An 18,374-nucleotide genomic window follows, 5' to 3' on the forward strand; every position below is an offset into this window, starting at 1 on the left:
TAACTATAAGGTATTTACGTTATTAAGATCTTCAAAGGCCTTCTTCAAACGAGTAACGAAGGTTTCTTCTCCTTTGCGTAACCAAACTCTAGGGTCGTAGTACTTTTTATTTGGTGAATCATCACCATCAGGATTTCCAATTTGAGTTTTTAAGTATTCGGCATGTTCAGTCATATAATCTCTAATACCACTCATAAAAGCATATTGCATATCCGTGTCAATATTCATTTTAATAACTCCGTATCCAATGGCTTCTCTAATTTCTTCTACTGTAGAACCAGATCCTCCGTGGAATACAAAATCAATGTGATTTTGACCAACACCATACTTTTCAGTGATATATTCCTGTGAATTTCTTAAAATCTTTGGAGTCAATTTCACATTTCCAGGCTTATATACGCCGTGAACGTTTCCAAATGCCGCTGCAATAGTAAATTGATCACTTACCTTGCTTAGCTCTTCATAAGCGTAAGCCACTTCTTCTGGTTGTGTATATAATTTAGAATCATCAACATCAGAATTGTCAACACCATCTTCTTCACCACCAGTTATTCCAAGTTCAATTTCTAAAGTCATTCCCATTTTGCTCATTCTAGCCAAATAGGTTTTGCATATTTCTATGTTCTCTTCAATTGGTTCTTCACTTAAGTCGATCATATGAGAACTAAATAAAGGCTTTCCAGTTTTGGCGAAATGCTCTTCACTGGCATCTAGCATACCATCAATCCACGGCAATAATTTCTTGGCACAGTGGTCAGTATGCAATATAACAGGTACCCCATATGCCACTGATAAATCATGTACGTGCTTGGCACCAGCCACAGCACCAGCAATAGCTGCTCTTTGATATTCGTTATTTAACGATTTTCCGGCATTAAATACTGCACCGCCATTAGAGAATTGAATAATTACAGGTGCATTCAAAGCTTTTGCTGTTTCTAGCACCCCATTAATAGAATTTGAACCGATAACATTTACAGCAGGTAGGGCAAAGCCTTTTTCTTTTGCTAATTTGAAGATTTCTTGAACTTCTTTTCCTGTAGCAACTCCTGCTTTAATATGATGTGACATAGGTTGTTTTTTTGAATTTCGAGTTACAAAAATAAGAAATTTAAAGCGGTTAGAAAGGATAATTTATACCAATATTATAAACCGCATTTTGAAAGTTGTAATCTTTAAACCATCTGTTATTAGTTGATAAAGATGGATCATACGTTTTGAATCCAATATCAAATCTGGCAACAACAAACCCAAAATCATATCTGATTCCAAAACCAGAACCAACAGCTACGTCTTTTAGCGATTTTAATCCATCAAAAGTAGCTCGATCATCTTCTACATTGTCTAGAGCATTCCAAATATTACCCGCATCTACAAATAGGGCGGCATTGATTCCTTCATATACATTAAATCGATATTCTGCACTAAAAGCGAGTTTTAAATTGGCTTCATTAAATTCTTCATTGGAATCCAAACTTCCTGGGCCCAAGCTATAGGCAGTCCAAGCTCTGTTGTCATTGGTTCCTCCTGCATAAAAACTTTTGGAAAAAGGTATGCTATTAGAGTTTCCGTAGGGAACTGCAATTCCAGCAAATGTTCTAATTGCAAAAACCTTTCTTCTTCCAATTTCCCAGTGTTTTATAAAATCCAACTCTACTTTGGCATATTGTGAATAGGGGACATTGAATATTTCATAGCGCCCATTGGAATTTTTCTTTAAATCGGCCAATCTGGAAATTAATGAAAATGTATTTCCTGCCAGTTCCAATTTGTATCTAAAGATGGTGAACGTTTCATCATATAATGTTTCCTTGGTGTTTTTTACGTAATTAAAACTGGTGGAAAATATCAGGTTGTTTTCTGTTAGTCTTATTTTTCTTTCATTAATGGCAGAAACTGTTTGGTAATCATTATCATTAGGTGTAAGTGAAGTGTTTCCGCTTAAGACATCATTTATAAAGGCATCTGTTTGATTGGGATATTCAAGGTCTTCACCATTATTGTAATTTAGATTATTGGAAACGTCATTCAGGCTTTCATAGGAGTTGGTATAAACCCCAAAATAATTGTCTGGGTTTAAATTTCTAACGTATTGTACATTGTATAAGTCAAAAAGGTTGGTTACTATGTTCCTTGGAAACCATTTATAACTTAACGCACTGGTAAAAGTTTGTTTGTCTAATCCTATGTTTGTTTGGCTAGAACTAGCAATACTGAATCGGGTGCTGGGAAACATAGATTTTGGTATCAGCTTTTCAGTATTGATTGGAAAAAACAATCTAGGGATGGTTAAATTTAAATTGGCCCCAACTTCCGTAATATCAAAAAAGCGATCCTCATCATTTGCAGCATCCTTGGAAGATCCAATAGACCCAAATGCGCTAAATTCTAAGGTTTCTGCACCACCAAAGACATTTCTCATAACCAACCCGGGACTAAAGGAAAGTCCAATGGTTTGAATGTTACTTTGAGACACTTCGGCGCTTAAGTTAAGTCCGAATTTTTTCTTTGGAGTAAGGTAAATATTAGTAGTTATCGTTGTGTCTGGATTCTCAATGTATTCGATGTTTGGATACTTGAAAGTACGCAGCTCTGTTAAATGACGATAGGTATTAGAGCGGTCTTTATCACGATAAACCATACCTGGAGTAATAAAAATAGCATTGGTTAAGGCTCTTGGCCTAAACCTCATTTTTTCATAACTGTAGAGGTTTATTCCGTTGTAGGTTGCTGAATCTTTTGGTTGATTATTTTGATGTTCAAACTGAAAGTCGGTGTAAATATTTACTTCCTTAATTTTATATGATTGAAACGGAATTCTATAAACAGAGTCCTGTTTCCTTACCTGTCTGTTTGATATCTGTACTTCTACATTAACATTTTTATTAGTGTTAACGGTATCCATCTCAAAAAACACATAGTCTTCACCAAAATGATAAATACCAGAGTTTCTCATTTGTTCGGTTATTCGACGTTTCTCTTCTTCAAAATAAGCAGTTCTGTAACGTCTACCTTTTTTTATGTAAGATTTGTTCAATTGCATTTGAAACAGGGAATCTACTACAGGGGATTGAATTTTACTTGAAATGGAGTCGATGATATAGGGCTCTTTGGTATTTACATAATATTCTACCGAAGCTTTTTTGTCTTCTTGTTTTTTAGTTTCGCTGGAAACTTCAACATCAAACCAGCCATTATTAAAATAATAAGCCATTAATTGGTTTTCAGATTTAACTGTTTTATCATCATTCACCAAAATGGGAGCTTGCCCCGTAGTTTTCAACCATTCGTTGAAACCATGTCTAAATTGAAGGTAGTTTTGATGTTGCTTTTTAGAAAGAACACTTTCCCAAAATTCCCTTCGCCCTGGATTAGCGTACAAACGAGAATTTAAAATAGAATCAATATTTGGTCGGGCTAAATTGTAAATGTATAGCCTAATGGGTAGGCCTAAAGCGCTTCTGTTTTTTTTCTGATATAACAGGCTATTGATTCTTTCGGAAGTTTCCTTTTTTTCGTTAACAAAAATGGTGTTTTTGGTAAGTAGATGTTCACCTTCGGGAACTCTCTTTACAGAATTACAGGAAAATAATAGACCCGCAATTAAAAGAATTAATGCTATTTTTGAAGAATTAAGTTTCAAATACAAATAAATTAGTCTGTAAAGAATAGAGTTGAGGTATTAAATTCCCGTTCAAACTCAAAAATACATTATTTCCTAAGATTACATATTTAATTATTGGTTGAATGTTATCCAAAAATCAAATAAAGTTAGTAGCCAGTTTAAAACAAAAAAAATATAGGAATCAGCATGGGTTATTTGTGGCTGAAGGAATCAAAACAATTGAAGAGTTGCTGGCTTCCCAAATAAAGCTTTATCATTTATTTACAACAGAAAGTTTTCAATTGGACTCTCAAAAGGAGACATTGATTACAGACCACGAATTAAAGAAAATTAGTTATTTAACTACGCCCAACAAGGCGTTGGCTTTATTTGAAATCCCTAAAGTATTACCTCTGGATAAATCACAATTAATTGTGGCGGTAGATGAAGTTCGTGATCCCGGGAATTTGGGAACGATTATCAGGTTGTGTGATTGGTTTGGAATAGAGCATTTGGTTTGCTCAACCGGTACAGTGGACTGTTTTAATCCAAAGGTGATTCAAGCCACCATGGGTTCTATTATAAGGGTAAATATCCATTATTTGGATTTACCTCATTTACTATCTGATTTTGACTATCCAATATTTGGAGCTTTTATGGATGGTGAAAATGTTTATTCAAAAGCGTTACCCAGTCAGGGGCTTGTAATTATGGGTAATGAAGCTAATGGTATTTCCAAGGAGGTTGAAAAATTTGTAACCGATAGAATATCCATTCCTAGATTTGGTAAATTACAGGAAACCGAAAGCCTTAATGTGGCCACAGCTACAGCCATTCTTTTAAGTGAGTTTAAAAGGAAAAGCTAATTTTTATTCAACAACTACAACAGAATTCACTGCTAAATCATGAATGGTTTGTCTTTTATCATTTCCCATGGCAATAACGAAGGACAGCCATCCTAGTAGAACTTTTAAGGCAAATCTGATAAGGGCTTTTGGAAAGTTGATCTTTTTTTGAGTTTCAATATCCTGAACAATTAATTTTGTGAAGCCATGACCCATGGTGGCTCCATAAAAGCTTACAAATAAAGGTTCATATAGGATAACAAGCGCCAGAAAAGACATTCTTATATAATCAGGTACGTTCTCAAATAAATTTAATAGTTCTGAAATTGCATATATGTAAGCTACAATGATTATTGTATCTATAAACGCTGCTTTAGCTCTGTCAAAAAGATTTGCGTAACTGCTAGTCATTTGTCTTTCGGTGCAAATGCAATTAACTATTGAAACGTAAAATTGATAAAAACCCCTCTGGTTTTCATTGTTTCAATGTTTCCAGTCCACGGGCTGTTCGGGTCATTGTCTCTAACAACTTCATCATTGATGGCGAAAACGCCTCTTATGGATGGGGTGAATTTAAAGTAGTATAGGTAGAAATCGATTCCAAAACCTAATTCATAAAAATACATGCTTTTTTTGCTTCGGAACTTACCGTTGTAATTGTCGTCAGGGTTCTTCTCGTTACTAGAAAGGTTTAGTGCTGTGGATACCCCGCCCACCACAAACGGTTTGAAATTATTAAGTCTTTTGGTAGAGAACTTTATTAACAAAGGTACGTGAATGTAGGTGGATTTTATCTCCCGCTCTAAATCAGATGGTCTGAAATCTTCAAAACCTTGAAAATAACTTTCGTCATATTGAAGAGTTCTAGTCGTCATATAAAGTCCAGGCTCTAGTCGTAAATCCATGTAGTCGTTAATACGCATGTTACCAACCAATCCCACATTGAATCCTGTGCTTTTTTTAACTAAAATATCTTTTTTGTCTTCCCTGTAGTCAAAGTTAAAGTCATAACTATTAAAACCTATGAAGTAACCATAGCTTAAAAATTTCTTGTCAAAATTTTCATCATTCAGAACTTTTTCCTTGCTGAATAATTGTGCTGAAGCAAATTGATAGCAACCTATGAATACTAGTAGAAAAAAGAAGTTTCTCATAAAATTTATTTCGATGACGTATAAATGGTAGCCACTCCCATAGTCTGTGGCAAATCGTTCACATCTATAAACCCAATTTTACGTAAAATATTGTTTAAAACCTCGCCATAAGGAAAAACCGAAGCTGAATCACTCAAATAGCGATAGGCACTACGATCTTTGGAAAATACTTTTCCTATCAGTGGCATGATGTTATTGGTGTAAAGTTTATACCCTTGTTTAAATGGTGTTTTTGTGGGAACTGATGTTTCTAAAATAACAAAAATGCCTCCTGGTTTCAGTACACGATATATTTCGGCAAGTCCCTTTTCCAAATTCTCAAAATTTCTCACGCCAAAAGCTACAGTTATGGCATCAAAGGTGTCATCTTCAAAAGGTAAATTTTCAGAATCACCTAGAACCAATTTAATTTTATTGTCAAGTTGCTTTTGAGTCACCTTTTTTCTTCCTACTTCCAACATGCCCTCACTAATATCCAATCCGACAATGTCTTTGGCTTGAGTGGAGGAGGCCAATTGGATGGCTAAATCTCCGGTTCCTGTGGCAATATCCAAAATGGAGTGAGGTTGCGTTTTATCTACCAAGGCTACCACTTTTTTTCTCCATGATACATCTATACCAAATGAGATAACACGATTCAAGCCATCATACTCCTTTGAGATATTATCAAACATTTTTGTAACCTGCTCCTTTTTACCAAGTTCGCTGTCTTTATATGGGGTCACTTTACTCACAATGAAAAATTTTGCCAAATATAATCTTTTATGAGGGCATTTATAGTTTGTTGCCCAATAATTATATATAACCGTAATTTTATCAATCAATCTATTTTACAGTATATTTGCCTTAGTGTAACTAATGGCTACTACATGAAAATAATTATTGCTGGAGCTGGTGAAGTTGGATTTCATTTAGCAAAATTATTGTCTTACGAATCACAGGAAATCACTCTTATTGATACCAACAAAGAGAGTTTGATATATGCCGAGAACCACTTGGATATCAAAGTGATTAAAGGAGATGCAACCTCTATTTCTATATTAAAAGACGCCCGAGTTAATGATGCCGATTTGCTAATTGCTGTAACTTCCTCAGAGGCAACTAATTTGGCTTTGTGTGTATTGGCGAAACAATTGGGGGCGGGTAGAACTATTGCAAGAATTTCCAATACTGAATTTTTGAAGTATAAAGATGAAATTGGTTTTGATGCCTTGGGTATTGATGAATTGATTTCTCCAGAATCCCTTGCTGCGGCAGAGATTGAATTGTTGCTAAATCAAACGGCATTTAGCGATACATACTCTTTTGATGATGGTGCCCTAACCATGGTAGCACTCACATTGTCAAAAAACACCACCTTTATAGGTAAAACAGTTAAGCAAGCGGCAGAAGCATTTTCTGAAATACATTTTGTTCCAATTGCTATACAACGTACGGGTACACAATTTACAATTATTCCAAGAGGGGATACCGAATTCAAAGAGAATGATAATGTGGTTTTTATCACTGCTGAAACGGGAGCTGATGAATTGTGTAGGTTGACGGGAAAAACCAATACCGAAATCAGGAATATTATGATTTTAGGTGGAAGTAAAATTGGTTTTAAAACAGCCAGAGATCTTGGTTTGTCATATCCCAATGTCAAATTAATTGAAAAGGACAAGGATAAAGCTTTTGACCTGGCAGATCAATTACCAAAAGTATTGGTCATTAATGGTGATGGTAGAAATTTTGATTTGTTGGAAGAAGAAAGTTTGACAGATATGGATGCTTTTATTGCAGTTACTGGAAATTCTGAAACTAACATTATGTCTTGTTTAGTAGCCAAGTCCAAGGGAGTATCAAAAACTATTGCCTTGGTGGAAAATATGGATTATTTTGAGCTATCCCATTCCATTGGAATTGATACCTTGATCAATAAAAAATTATTGGCGGCTAACACCATTTTTAGATATATTAGAAAAGGGGAGGTGGTTGCCATGACCAAGCTTAATAATATGAATGCGGAGCTCTTGGAATTCAATGTAAAACCAACCTCCAAAATATGCAACAAACTTATAAAGAATATAGATTTTCCTAGATCGGCAATTATTGGTGGGATTGTAAGAGATGGTGAAGGTATTATTGCATTGGGAGATTTTCAAATAAGGGAAGCAGATAAGGTCGTGGTTTGTTGCATGCCAAAAGCTATCAAACAGGTTGAGAAATTATTCTTATAATTCCATTAAGTGAAATTAAACTATAAAATCATTTTACATCTTTTGGGCTTACTGTTAGTTTTTAACGGTGGGTTTATGTTGTTGTCTGCACTTATTAGTTTGATTTGTCAAGATGGCGTTACTTTCGATTTATTGATTTCAGGAGCTGTCGCTGTATTACTGGGTCTACTGGCCATGTATAATACAAAGGACCATTCTAAGGAAATGAATAAAAGAGAGGGGTATGTGGTGGTGACTTTTGGATGGATTATCATGACATTGTCTGGAACACTTCCTTATATGATTTCTGGAGCTATTCCAAGTTTTACTGATGCGTTTTTTGAAACCATGTCTGGTTATACGACAACGGGAGCCTCGATACTCAATGATATAGAGATTGTTCCTGAAGGGGTTTTGTTCTGGAGAAGTTTAACCCATTGGATTGGGGGAATGGGAATTATTGTATTGGCAGTAGCAATTCTACCGCTTCTAGGAATAGGAGGAATGCAAATGTTTGCAGCTGAAGCTCCAGGACCAAGTGCGGACAAGTTGCATCCCAGAATAACGGATACAGCCAAAAGACTATGGCTTATATATTTTGGATACACAGCAGCCGAAACAATTCTATTGAAAGTTGCTGGGATGTCTTTTTTTGATGCCATCAACCATTCCTTATGCACGCTTTCTACGGGCGGTTTCTCAACTAAAAATGCAAGTGTGGCTTATTGGAATGATCAGCCTATTATACAGTATATTATCATGTTCTTCATGTTTTTGGCTGGTACTAACTTTGTGTTGAGCTATTTTGCTTTTAAGGGCAAGGTTCAAAAGGTTATTCAGGATGAAGAGTTTAAACTATATTTCAAGTTCATAGCCATTTTCACCTTAATTTCTGCAGTAATCATTTACTTCAAGGCAGATATCAGTCAATCTACTATTTATCATCCCATGGTTTGGGGACGGGCTGAAAGTTCGGTTAGACATGCTTTATTTCAGGTGCTTTCGGTAATTACAACCACAGGGTTTGTTACTGCGGATTATACGGCTTGGACACCCTTTTTGGTGGTATTTTTCTTTGGGTTGATGTTTTTAGGTGGATCTGCAGGAAGTACATCTGGGGGAGTCAAAGTTGTTAGACATCTTATTCTTATCAAAAATGGCTTTTTAGAATTTAAACGAACCTTACACCCTAGTGCTGTAGTTCCCGTTCGTTATAATATCAGGGCGGTTACAGGAGGTATTGTTTTTAATATTCAAGGTTTTTTTATTCTCTATATGCTTTCATTTATAGTGGGGGCCTTGGTGTTCTCCATGTTTAATATTGACTTTAAATCAGCCATTGGTTTGGCTGCATCCAGTTTGGGTAATGTGGGTCCGGCCTTGGGAGATTTTGGTCCAGTTAACAATTATGGCGGATTACCACCCTTAGGTAAATGGTGGGCTTCATTTTTAATGCTCATTGGTCGTTTGGAATTGTTTACGGTTTTGATTCTCTTAACACCATTCTTTTGGACCAAGAAATAAAGTTTGTAACATTTTTCTTATAGTTGCTACTTATATATTAAAGTTACTTTTCGTTTTAAAGATCCTTAACTGATATCCTGGTCAGCTGATCACTCACCAATATCTTTTATTTTTCCATACTTGACGTTTGATAACGCCGAGTGGTGTATGATTAACTTGTCTAACTTTTAAAATCTGTAATTATGGGATTTGGTGGTGGAGCTCAAGCTATGATAACTATTCTCAAAAATAATGAGAAGATGAAGGCTCAGAGATCAAGGTCTAAAGGCCTTTCAGGTAGTTATGAAAACATTAAATTAAATTTAGATTACCCAAAAGCAACACCTAAAATGCTTCGGGATATTCGGGAACAAAAAATTCAAGATAGAAAAAGAACACTTTTTAATCAGTTCTTATTAGTATGTTGCATTCTTGTAGTCCTATCTATTATGATCTATTTTATGTTCTAAAAAAAGAAAGCCACCCATTGGGTGGCTTATATACAATTCGTTACAATTTCAATAATTATGATAGCGCTTCTTTTATTCGCCTAACAGCTTCAATAATTTGTTCGGTGGAAGCTGCATAAGAAATTCTGATACAATTGGAGTTTCCAAAAGCTTCTCCAGTAACTGTAGCGACGTTTGCTTCTTCTAAAAGATACATGGCAAAATCGGAGGCGGAGTTGATGGTTTTTCCTCTAAAAGTTTTTCCAAAAAAGGCTGAAACATTGGGGAACACATAAAAGGCTCCTTCAGGAACATTGCATTGGAATCCTTCAATGTCACCTAAAAGTTTTAAAATTAAATCACGACGTTCTTTAAACTCCTCAACCATGAATTGGATTCTTTCTGGAGATTCAGTCAATGCCGTAATAGCAGCTCTTTGTGCAATACAGTTGGTTCCAGAAGTTATTTGTCCTTGCATTTTGGTACATGCCTTGGCAATCCATTCTGGGGCACCGATGTATCCAATACGCCATCCCGTCATGGCAAAAGCTTTTGCCAAACCATTAACAGTAATGGTGCGGTCGTACATATTTGGAATAGCAGCAAAACTAAAGTTTTTGGCACCATAACTTATATGCTCATAGATCTCATCAGACAAGATATAGATATCTGGATATTTTTCTAAAACTTTGGCCAATGCTCTGTATTCTTCTTCAGAATAAATAGTCCCACTTGGGTTGTTTGGCGAATTGAAGAAAATCATTTTTGTCTTTGGAGTAATAGCGGCTTCCAATTGCTCTGGAGTGATTTTAAAATCATTTTCAATGGAAGAAGGAATCTCTTTATAAGTGGCTTCGCATAGTGTTGCAATGGCTGAATAGCTTACCCAATATGGAGCAGGTAATAATATTTCATCACCTGGATTCAATAAAACTTGAGCTACATTGGCAATAGATTGTTTAGCTCCTGTTGAAACAACTATTTGATTTGGTTTATAATCCAAGCCGTTGTCTCGTTTAAACTTAAGACATACCGCTTCCTTTAAATCCACATATCCATCAACTGGAGAATATGAATTGTAATTGTCATTCACTGCTTGTATAGCAGCTTCCTTAATGAAGTCAGGAGTGTTAAAATCTGGTTCTCCCAAACTTAATCCTATAATATCTTTTCCTTCGGCTCTAAGCTCTCTTGCTTTTGCCGCCATAGCCAAGGTTGCAGAACTTGGCAAACTTTTGATTCTGTCAGACAGTTGGTCCATCGCCATAAAAAATTATGCTTGTAAGGCAGGTTTCATTCCCATTTCTCTTAAGTATCTGAAATGAGCGATTACTGCTTTTCGGGTTGTTTTATATTCGTTATACGGTAAATTGAATTCTTTTGCAGTTTCTCTAACTATCTTAGAGATTTTTGAATAGTGAACATGACTTATATTTGGAAATATATGATGCTCCACTTGGTGGTTTAAACCACCGGTAAACCAGTTGACAATTCTGTTTTTGGTAGAAAAATTAACGGTTGTATTTAATTGGTGGATGGCCCAAGTATTTTTCATAGTACCATCTTTTTCAGGTAATGGCATTTCTGCTTCTTCCATGACATGAGCCAATTGGAAAATAACACTCAAAATCAATCCTGCCGTATAGTGCATAACGAAGAAACCAAGAAGGATTTTCCACCAAGTCACATGATCCATGATAATAAGAGGCAATACAATCCAAACACTTACATAGATAAGTTTTGAGATTACCAATTTACTCCAATTCCAAACCGGATTTGGAAATTTCCCATATGATAATTTACGTTTCATGTAACGTTTCATTTGTTGCCAGTCGGTCGTGATTGCCCAATTAATGGTAAGTAGACCGTAAAGTAAAATGGAATAAAAATGTTGGAATCTATGGTACCAACGCCATTCGGCATGTTTTGAAAACCTAAGAATTCTTCCAGCTTCCAAATCTTCATCATGACCATGAATATTGGTATACGTATGATGCAGCACATTATGTTGCACTTTCCAATTATAAACGTTACCTGCTAAGATATAAATGCTGCTACCCATTAAACGGTTAACCCATTCTTTCTTTGAGTAGGAGCCATGGTTTCCATCGTGCATCACATTCATACCAACTCCGGCCATTCCAATTCCCATGACAATGGTCAAAAGTAATTGTGCCCAACCTGGCATGTCCAAAGTGAGTAGTATAAAATAAGGGGCTAAAAACAAAGAAAACATGACAATGGTTTTTACCCAAAGTTTCCAATTTCCTGTTCTTTTAATGTCATTTTCTTTGAAATAGGTGTTAACTCTCTTATTTAATGTTCTAAAAAAGTTAGCTGAATCTGTTCTCGAAAATGATAAAGTTTTGTTCGTCATCGTTCAAATATTTTCATAAATTGTTACGTGCTTACCTGACACTATAACGTGCCAAAGATACATATAATGTGAACCTATCCTTAAAAAGTTTTCATAAAAATATGCACAATAATTTACCTACTTTTGTCGAAAATTTAGAGTATGGACCTAATCCTTAAATATTTTCCTGATCTAACGGAAGACCAAATTAATAAATTTCGAAAGCTTGAGGAATTGTACCAAGATTGGAATTTGAAAATCAATGTAGTCTCTAGAAAAGACATTGATGAACTTTATTTAAGACATGTTTTACATTCTTTGGCGATTGCTAAGTTTATCCAATTTAAGGATGGCACAAGAATTATGGATGTAGGTACAGGAGGGGGATTCCCTGGGATTCCATTGGCTATTATGTTTCCAAATTGCCAGTTTCATCTGGTTGATAGTATTGCTAAAAAGTTGAAAGTGGTCAATGAGGTTGTTGAAGGATTGGGACTTACAAACGTGAAAACCACACATACTCGGGTTGAGGAAATCAATGAGACTTATGATTTTATTGTCAGCAGAGCGGTGGCGGCAATGCCAACCTTTGTAAGATGGATAAAAGGGAAAGTGGCTAAAAAGAGTCTCCATGAAATAAAAAATGGGGTGATTTACCTTAAAGGAGGTGATTTGGCAGATGAACTGGAGAATTTTTCTACAGCACAAATATTTGAGTTGAACCAATATTTTGATGAGGACTTTTTTGAAACCAAAAAAATAGTCCACCTACCCATTAAATTCAAAGGATAAGTCTTACTTAACAATCAGTTTGGATTGGAAAATGCCATTCTGTTGCGTTTTGATATTTAGAACATAAATGCCGGAAGTCAATCGCAAAGGGATTTGGGTTTTAAATGATAAATCCATGTGTTGTTGATATACCGTTTTACCAGTTAAATCTACTATGGATATTTCGGCATCATTTAACTGATGACTTGAAATTATCGAAAGGGATTCGGAAACTGGATTTTTTTCAAGTCTTATGCTGAGGTTATTCTGCAATACATCTTCACTCGTCAAGGTTTCATTAAATATTTCATTGAGAGCAAATGCTGCATTTCCATTAGTCAAAGTTACATGAGGTTCATTATTTGAAGGAATATAAGTGTTGTCAAATGGGGTGTTATTTAAATTGGGAGTATTATACCAGTTCAAATCGGAAATGGCCAAAGAACTTAAGGTGGGGATAAAATTGAAATATTGCGTGTTGAGGTTAGCAACAAATTCGGCGATTAAAGGATTGCTGCCATTATCAAAAGAATACATGTTGAATTGTCCTCCAGGAGCACTATCTAAACCATCCGAGAATGAAGTAGCTTCTGAATCTGCTGAAAAGGTATAAACGTCCTGCCATCCCCAAAAGTTAACCTGACCAATAAAATGGGTTACCTCTATGGATTGATTCGACAAAGGAGTAAAATGTAATGTGATGATAGCTTGCGTATCAAGGCCGCTAACCTGTCCCGTATCGAAGGTATGATTTAATAATTCCATACCCGGGGTTCCTGTCATCATGCCAGTGCCACTTCCGTTAGAGATTGCCACGTTTCTGATATCCTCAGGAAATCCCATGGCATCGAGTTCTGATTGGAAAGTATCTCTGAAGTTTGGTGCGCCAATGGGTAATGTTTGATTTGGATCTTGTTCATAACTGGAACCGGATTGCAAATGCCCTAAGTAATGGTCAATCAACATTTGTTTGGCGGCTGCACTATTCAATAAATTATTAACAAAAGGTTCTGCTTCAGTAAGGGCAGGATCTCCATTCACCATATAGTTGAAAAGATATTGGATGCCAATAGGAACATTTGCTCCTAAATGGGGAGTGTCAAAAGAAATAAACAAACGTGTGTCATGATCCATACTATTTTGCTCCATGTATCTCAGAGCATAGCGGGAAATTAATCCACCCATACTTGGGCCAACAACCACATTCTCTTCAGTACCCGTTTTCATCCCATTAATGGTATTAATGAGCTCAACAAATATAAAGGCATTCCGTTGGATAAAATCGGCACCGCCATCTATGATGGTAGTTCCATCCGAGGTACTTGTGTATATTGGAAAATTTAAAACTACAATATCAAACCCTTGATCTCTAACGTCATCTCCCAAGTTTTCGCCATTACCATAGTCAAGTAGAGGGTAGATAAGCAAAATGTCTCGATCATCACCAGGATCAAATCCATCTACCACAAAAATGGGTTTGTCCAGAACGCCGTCCACATTGTCGTAATAGATTTTATATTCTCCAGTTCCCAAATGGGGCATGGGATCATCAAAACCTTGGTATGGAATGGTTGAATTGATAGTTGAAATGGCACTCTCGCCACCAGGTTGGGCGAAATTGTATATAGGAAAAAGAAATAGTAGAAAGAGGTAATATTGTTTCATAAGTAAGTTTTTCAATAATTTACTTCTTAAAGATAAACTTTTTACTAATAATTTACTTGAATACAGGTGTTTAAGAAATAAAAATACCTTGAAGTGATCTTCAAGGTATTTAATTTTGTTGATTATAGATCTAAATATTTATAGTCTATAGTATTCTTTTAAAATGCCGTAGCGATATTTAAAGTGAAGCCTGTATTTTGAGGCACGTAGCGACAAATACCACCTACACAGACCAATCCACCCCTTTGTCTTCCATAGCTAGCCCCAATCCTGGTGGAGCCTTTGGTGAAGCTGCCTCCAAAATTGTAATAGTGAACATCTCGATCCTCGTTAGGGTTTCCATAGTTCCACATATCCATAGCAAAAATGCTAAACTTGGAATTGAAATTGTATTCTAAAGTAGCTGCCGCCCAGTTTTTCGCGCGGTCAAAGGTTTTGTCATCAGACCAAAGGTGCTGTCCTTCCATTCTTATGGATTTTCCATTTCCAAATTTATGTGTAGCTTCAGCTGTCAATATGGTAGCATTCACTTCGCCAGTCGTATCTTCTATATATTTTTTGTTGTAAAAAGTGTTGATTCCAGAAAAAATGGTAGTCCATGTTGAGGATAATTTTTTTCTGACCTCCAAGCTTACTTCTCTAAAGTAATTTTCTCCAAAACTTAAAAACCCATCAGAGGTATAAGTTCTTTCTACCTCATTGAATTGTCCTCCTACACCATACCAATTGGAATAATTAAACGCTAGTTTGGTACCATATTTACCGCCCAAAGTAGTTTCTTTTTTAAAGCTATAATAGACGTCCAATTGCCCTCCTATTTCTCCGGCTTTTGCTTGCGGATTGAAGGTTAGTCTTGGTTGCGATTGATAGACGTAAATATTGGCCAAACTGTAATCATGTTGTTTGGTCAGGGCAGGAAGATAATTTAGGTAGTTTTGGTTATAGACATTAGAGCCTTGGTCTCTTTGGGAGAAAAAAGCCATGTTTTCCATACGTCTTAAAGTGGCATCAATTCCTAGTCCGCTTTTTGCATATCCAAAATTTAATAACAAAGCATTTCCACTGAAGTACCTATTAGGGAATAAGGTTCCCAATTCTTGATAAATATCTTCTGTTTTAAAAACATATTCCAAAGAAGAATAAAAATTACCTTCTGAATAATCTAAACGTGTAGAGAAAGCACTGGTCAAATCATTATAATTTGGGTTGTCTATGTCCAAATCTTCCATACGACCTACATAACTTAAGCCTATATTGATTATGGAGTTTTCAAATCCAAAAATATCACTGGCCCCAATTTCGGTGTTGAATCCATAGATTTCTCCACGAGATACTTCAAAACCGTCGCGTTGTCTTCCATATAAACCGGTGAATTGTAGATATGACGTTGGTGAATAGGTAACATGGGCACCTCTCAAGGCATTGTTGATTCCCAATTGCCTGTCCTCCCAGGACCTTAAAATCAGGCCGCTACCAAACTGTTCGTAAAAATAACCCAAGGTTGCTTTTAATTTTTCTGATTTATACCCAACGGCAAAGGTTCCTACATTTGTTCCTTCGTATTTTGGATAAAGATTTAAAAGTGCTTGAGGTTCATAGGCTTCCCCTTGAATGTTGGCAAACCAATTTTTATAATTATAGTTGAGTCTCAGGTAGGTGTTGGATCTAAAATGGTCTTCTTCTGAAAAATCGCCTAGTTTTGGATCATCAACATAATACTGGGAGTTGGATTCCAAACCTCCGCTAAGATGGCCAAAATCTTGTGCAAGAGCATGACCTACAGCCAAAACCATAACTATGGTTAGTAGTTTAAACTTCATATTTTTTTTGGGATCTAATTAGTTGGCGAATTCTTTTACTTTCGCAAATAATTCTTCTTCGGCTCCAGGAGTATATCCAGAATGTCGATAAAGAATTTGATTATTTTTTACAATTAAGGTTACTGGAACCGTAGGTGCATTTAATAGTCTTTTTAAATCGCTGTTGGTGTCTAGAAGTACATCAAATTCCCAGCCTTTACCATTCACTAAGGGTTTTACACGTTTTACCGTTCTGGAATCATCTATGGAAACAGCATATAATTTTACATTGGTTTCATCTTGCCAATCACTGTAAACCTCGCCAATGGCATCCAACTCATTTTTACAAGGCACGCACCACGTTGCCCATAAGGAAACAATAGTCAGTTGATCATTTTTGGAGATGTCCTGAATGTTGACTAAGGAACCATCGAGATTTTTTAAACTTAAATTGGGAAGCTCGTCCTGTGCACGGACAAAAGTAAGCCCAAATACAAAGGAAAGAGTGAGAATTAAGATTTTCATTAGCTTATATATTTTAAAAAATTTCGGGCAAAGTTAGACTTTTTGATATAAAATGAAACTTTTAGGGTTGTTTTTGTAAAAATCAATTAAAATTTTAACGATTTAAAGAATTTATATATATTCGCCACCATTGCACAAAAACAACAATAACTTAACTGAAAAGGTAATGAAAGTAAAACAAACAATCTTCAGAGTATTTTTATTCGTTCTAACGGGTTTGATGGCTTCTTGTAGTTCATCAAGCACTGATGAAGGAGGAGGAACGGAACAAGCATCTTCTATAACAATTTCTTCAAATGCAAGCTCCGTTTATTTAGGGGAGTCTTTTGCATTTACTGTTATGGATAACTTAGGAAACAATGTAACTGCCCAGTCGACGATTTATTTCAATGGTAATGCAACAAGCAGTGCTAATTACACACCATCTCAAGGAGGAACTTTTGATGTTTATGCCAAATATAATAATTTGACAAGCTCTGACATTTCAGTAACTGTTAATGTGGAAGAAACATTATCTTCCATTGTATTAACGGGAGATAAAGAAGCTATGGTTAATGGGGAGACGATCACTTTGACAGCGACTGGAAATGAAGGAACTGATTTTACAGCAGAAGCAACATTTTTTGTAAACGGGGTGGCATTGGAAGGAAATACCTATGTGGCTTCAGAGTACGGAAATATAACTTTCACGGCGTCTTATGATACATATGATAGTAGTGCTCTTAATGTTCTTGTAGGGCACACTGAAAAAGTATTGATTGAAGATTATACGGGAACCTGGTGTGGATGGTGTCCAAGAGTCGCCTACGGTATTGAGTTGGTTGAAGAAGAAACTGAAAACACTGTAGTAGTGGCAATTCACCGTGGAAATAGCAGTGGTTCTTACTATGACCCATACAATTATCCAGCTGAAGATTTAGAAGATTTTATTGGATTAACGGGTTATCCAACAGCTAAATTGAATAGAATTTTTGGATGGGCTTCTCCTGAACCTAATTTTGTAGGGCAAGTATTGAATTATCAAGGCGATGTAGTAGAGCAAGGATTGGCTATAACCTCTAACTTAAATGGTTCAACATTGGACGTGACAGTAAAAATAAATGCTATAGGAGGCCTTCCAGCAGGAACTAAACTTGTAGTTGGTGTTTTAGAAAATGGACTGGTTCAAGACCAAACAAATTACACAAGTTATTATGGTGGTGGATCTGTTCTTTACAATTTTGAACACAATCATGTATTAAGACAAATGCCTGCGGGATTATTTGGAGAGGAAGTATCGGCCAGTGATATGGATGCTACTTCTGGTTTTTATTCTAAAGAATACAGTTTCCAATTGAGCTCTTCAATTCAAAATTCAAATAACTTAACCTTGGCTGCATTTATTACCAATTCGGCGGGAGCAGCAATAAACTCTCAAAAAGCAACCGTGGGAGAAACTAAGGACTTTGACTAAACTAAATACCTTATTTGAAGAAAGCGGAATTTGATTCCGCTTTTTTTATTTT

Annotated in this window: 16 protein-coding genes; 6 read left to right on the forward strand and 10 right to left on the reverse strand. The window is 35.9% G+C overall.

Features of this window, described 5'->3' with window-relative positions:
• Positions 1-3: 3 nt before the first annotated feature.
• On the reverse strand, positions 4-1,071 hold the full coding sequence (gene fbaA / locus ZA07_RS09095; protein WP_053971382.1) for a class II fructose-bisphosphate aldolase: 1,068 nt from the start codon (positions 1,069-1,071) through the stop codon (positions 4-6).
• A 49-nt stretch (positions 1,072-1,120) separates the two neighbouring features.
• Positions 1,121-3,643, reverse strand: a complete 2,523-nt coding sequence (locus ZA07_RS09100) for a BamA/TamA family outer membrane protein (RefSeq protein ID WP_053971383.1) — start codon at positions 3,641-3,643, stop codon at positions 1,121-1,123.
• A gap of 104 nt (positions 3,644-3,747) precedes the next feature.
• On the opposite strand from ZA07_RS09100, the gene ZA07_RS09105 reads away from it, so the two are divergent.
• Positions 3,748-4,470 carry an RNA methyltransferase gene (locus ZA07_RS09105; protein WP_053971384.1) on the forward strand — a complete coding sequence of 241 codons (723 nt, stop codon included), beginning with the start codon at positions 3,748-3,750 and terminating at the stop codon, positions 4,468-4,470.
• A gap of 3 nt (positions 4,471-4,473) precedes the next feature.
• Here the strand turns inward: ZA07_RS09105 and ZA07_RS09110 are convergent, their stop codons facing one another.
• Genes ZA07_RS09110 through ubiE form a run of 3 tightly spaced genes read right to left on the reverse strand, consistent with a single transcriptional unit; the run spans position 4,474 to position 6,340 of the window.
• The gene (locus ZA07_RS09110; RefSeq protein WP_053971385.1) at positions 4,474-4,860 is read right to left on the reverse strand and encodes an RDD family protein; all 387 of its coding nucleotides are present in this window, start codon (positions 4,858-4,860) and stop codon (positions 4,474-4,476) included.
• A gap of 26 nt (positions 4,861-4,886) precedes the next feature.
• A complete protein-coding gene (locus tag ZA07_RS09115; RefSeq protein ID WP_053971386.1) occupies positions 4,887-5,603 on the reverse strand; it encodes a porin family protein in 717 nt (238 codons plus the stop codon).
• A 5-nt stretch (positions 5,604-5,608) separates the two neighbouring features.
• Positions 5,609-6,340 carry a bifunctional demethylmenaquinone methyltransferase/2-methoxy-6-polyprenyl-1,4-benzoquinol methylase UbiE gene (ubiE, locus tag ZA07_RS09120; protein ID WP_157492137.1) on the reverse strand — a complete coding sequence of 244 codons (732 nt, stop codon included), beginning with the start codon at positions 6,338-6,340 and terminating at the stop codon, positions 5,609-5,611.
• Positions 6,341-6,472: 132 nt separating this feature from the next.
• Here ubiE and trkA point away from each other — a divergent pair, with 132 nt between their 5' ends.
• The 3 genes from trkA to ZA07_RS09135 all read left to right on the forward strand — a co-directional run bounded on the left by trkA (position 6,473) and on the right by ZA07_RS09135 (position 9,774).
• Complete coding sequence (gene trkA / locus ZA07_RS09125; protein WP_053971387.1) at positions 6,473-7,822, forward strand: Trk system potassium transporter TrkA; 1,350 nt, start codon at positions 6,473-6,475, stop codon at positions 7,820-7,822.
• 9 nt (positions 7,823-7,831) lie between these two features.
• Positions 7,832-9,325 (forward strand): TrkH family potassium uptake protein, encoded by a 1,494-nt coding sequence (locus ZA07_RS09130; protein WP_053971388.1) that lies wholly within the window; start codon positions 7,832-7,834, stop codon positions 9,323-9,325.
• 182 nt (positions 9,326-9,507) lie between these two features.
• Entirely contained in the window at positions 9,508-9,774 is a 267-nt protein-coding gene (locus tag ZA07_RS09135) for a hypothetical protein (protein WP_053971389.1), read from the forward strand.
• 55 nt (positions 9,775-9,829) lie between these two features.
• On the opposite strand, the gene ZA07_RS09140 is transcribed toward ZA07_RS09135, so the two are convergent.
• Both ZA07_RS09140 and ZA07_RS09145 read right to left on the reverse strand, forming a co-directional pair.
• A complete protein-coding gene (locus ZA07_RS09140; protein ID WP_197276721.1) occupies positions 9,830-11,014 on the reverse strand; it encodes a pyridoxal phosphate-dependent aminotransferase in 1,185 nt (394 codons plus the stop codon).
• Between the two features lie 12 nt (positions 11,015-11,026).
• Positions 11,027-12,130: an acyl-CoA desaturase gene (locus tag ZA07_RS09145; RefSeq protein ID WP_053971390.1), complete on the reverse strand. Its 1,104-nt coding sequence runs from the start codon at positions 12,128-12,130 to the stop codon at positions 11,027-11,029.
• Positions 12,131-12,271: 141 nt separating this feature from the next.
• Here ZA07_RS09145 and rsmG point away from each other — a divergent pair, with 141 nt between their 5' ends.
• A complete protein-coding gene (rsmG, locus tag ZA07_RS09150; protein WP_053971391.1) occupies positions 12,272-12,901 on the forward strand; it encodes a 16S rRNA (guanine(527)-N(7))-methyltransferase RsmG in 630 nt (209 codons plus the stop codon).
• Positions 12,902-12,904: 3 nt separating this feature from the next.
• Here the strand turns inward: rsmG and ZA07_RS09155 are convergent, their stop codons facing one another.
• The 3 genes from ZA07_RS09155 to ZA07_RS09165 all read right to left on the reverse strand — a co-directional run bounded on the left by ZA07_RS09155 (position 12,905) and on the right by ZA07_RS09165 (position 16,869).
• The gene (locus ZA07_RS09155; RefSeq protein ID WP_053971392.1) at positions 12,905-14,545 is read right to left on the reverse strand and encodes a T9SS type A sorting domain-containing protein; all 1,641 of its coding nucleotides are present in this window, start codon (positions 14,543-14,545) and stop codon (positions 12,905-12,907) included.
• A 158-nt stretch (positions 14,546-14,703) separates the two neighbouring features.
• On the reverse strand, positions 14,704-16,365 hold the full coding sequence (locus tag ZA07_RS09160) for a DUF6029 family protein (RefSeq protein ID WP_053971393.1): 1,662 nt from the start codon (positions 16,363-16,365) through the stop codon (positions 14,704-14,706).
• A gap of 18 nt (positions 16,366-16,383) precedes the next feature.
• A complete protein-coding gene (locus tag ZA07_RS09165; protein WP_053971394.1) occupies positions 16,384-16,869 on the reverse strand; it encodes a TlpA disulfide reductase family protein in 486 nt (161 codons plus the stop codon).
• Positions 16,870-17,035: 166 nt separating this feature from the next.
• Here ZA07_RS09165 and ZA07_RS09170 point away from each other — a divergent pair, with 166 nt between their 5' ends.
• A complete protein-coding gene (locus ZA07_RS09170) occupies positions 17,036-18,322 on the forward strand; it encodes an Omp28-related outer membrane protein (RefSeq protein ID WP_157492106.1) in 1,287 nt (428 codons plus the stop codon).
• The last annotated feature ends 52 nt before the right edge of the window (positions 18,323-18,374 follow it).

The sequence above is a fragment of the Mangrovimonas sp. ST2L15 genome (assembly GCF_001280515.1).
Classification (GTDB): Bacteria; Bacteroidota; Bacteroidia; order Flavobacteriales; family Flavobacteriaceae; genus Mangrovimonas; species Mangrovimonas futianensis.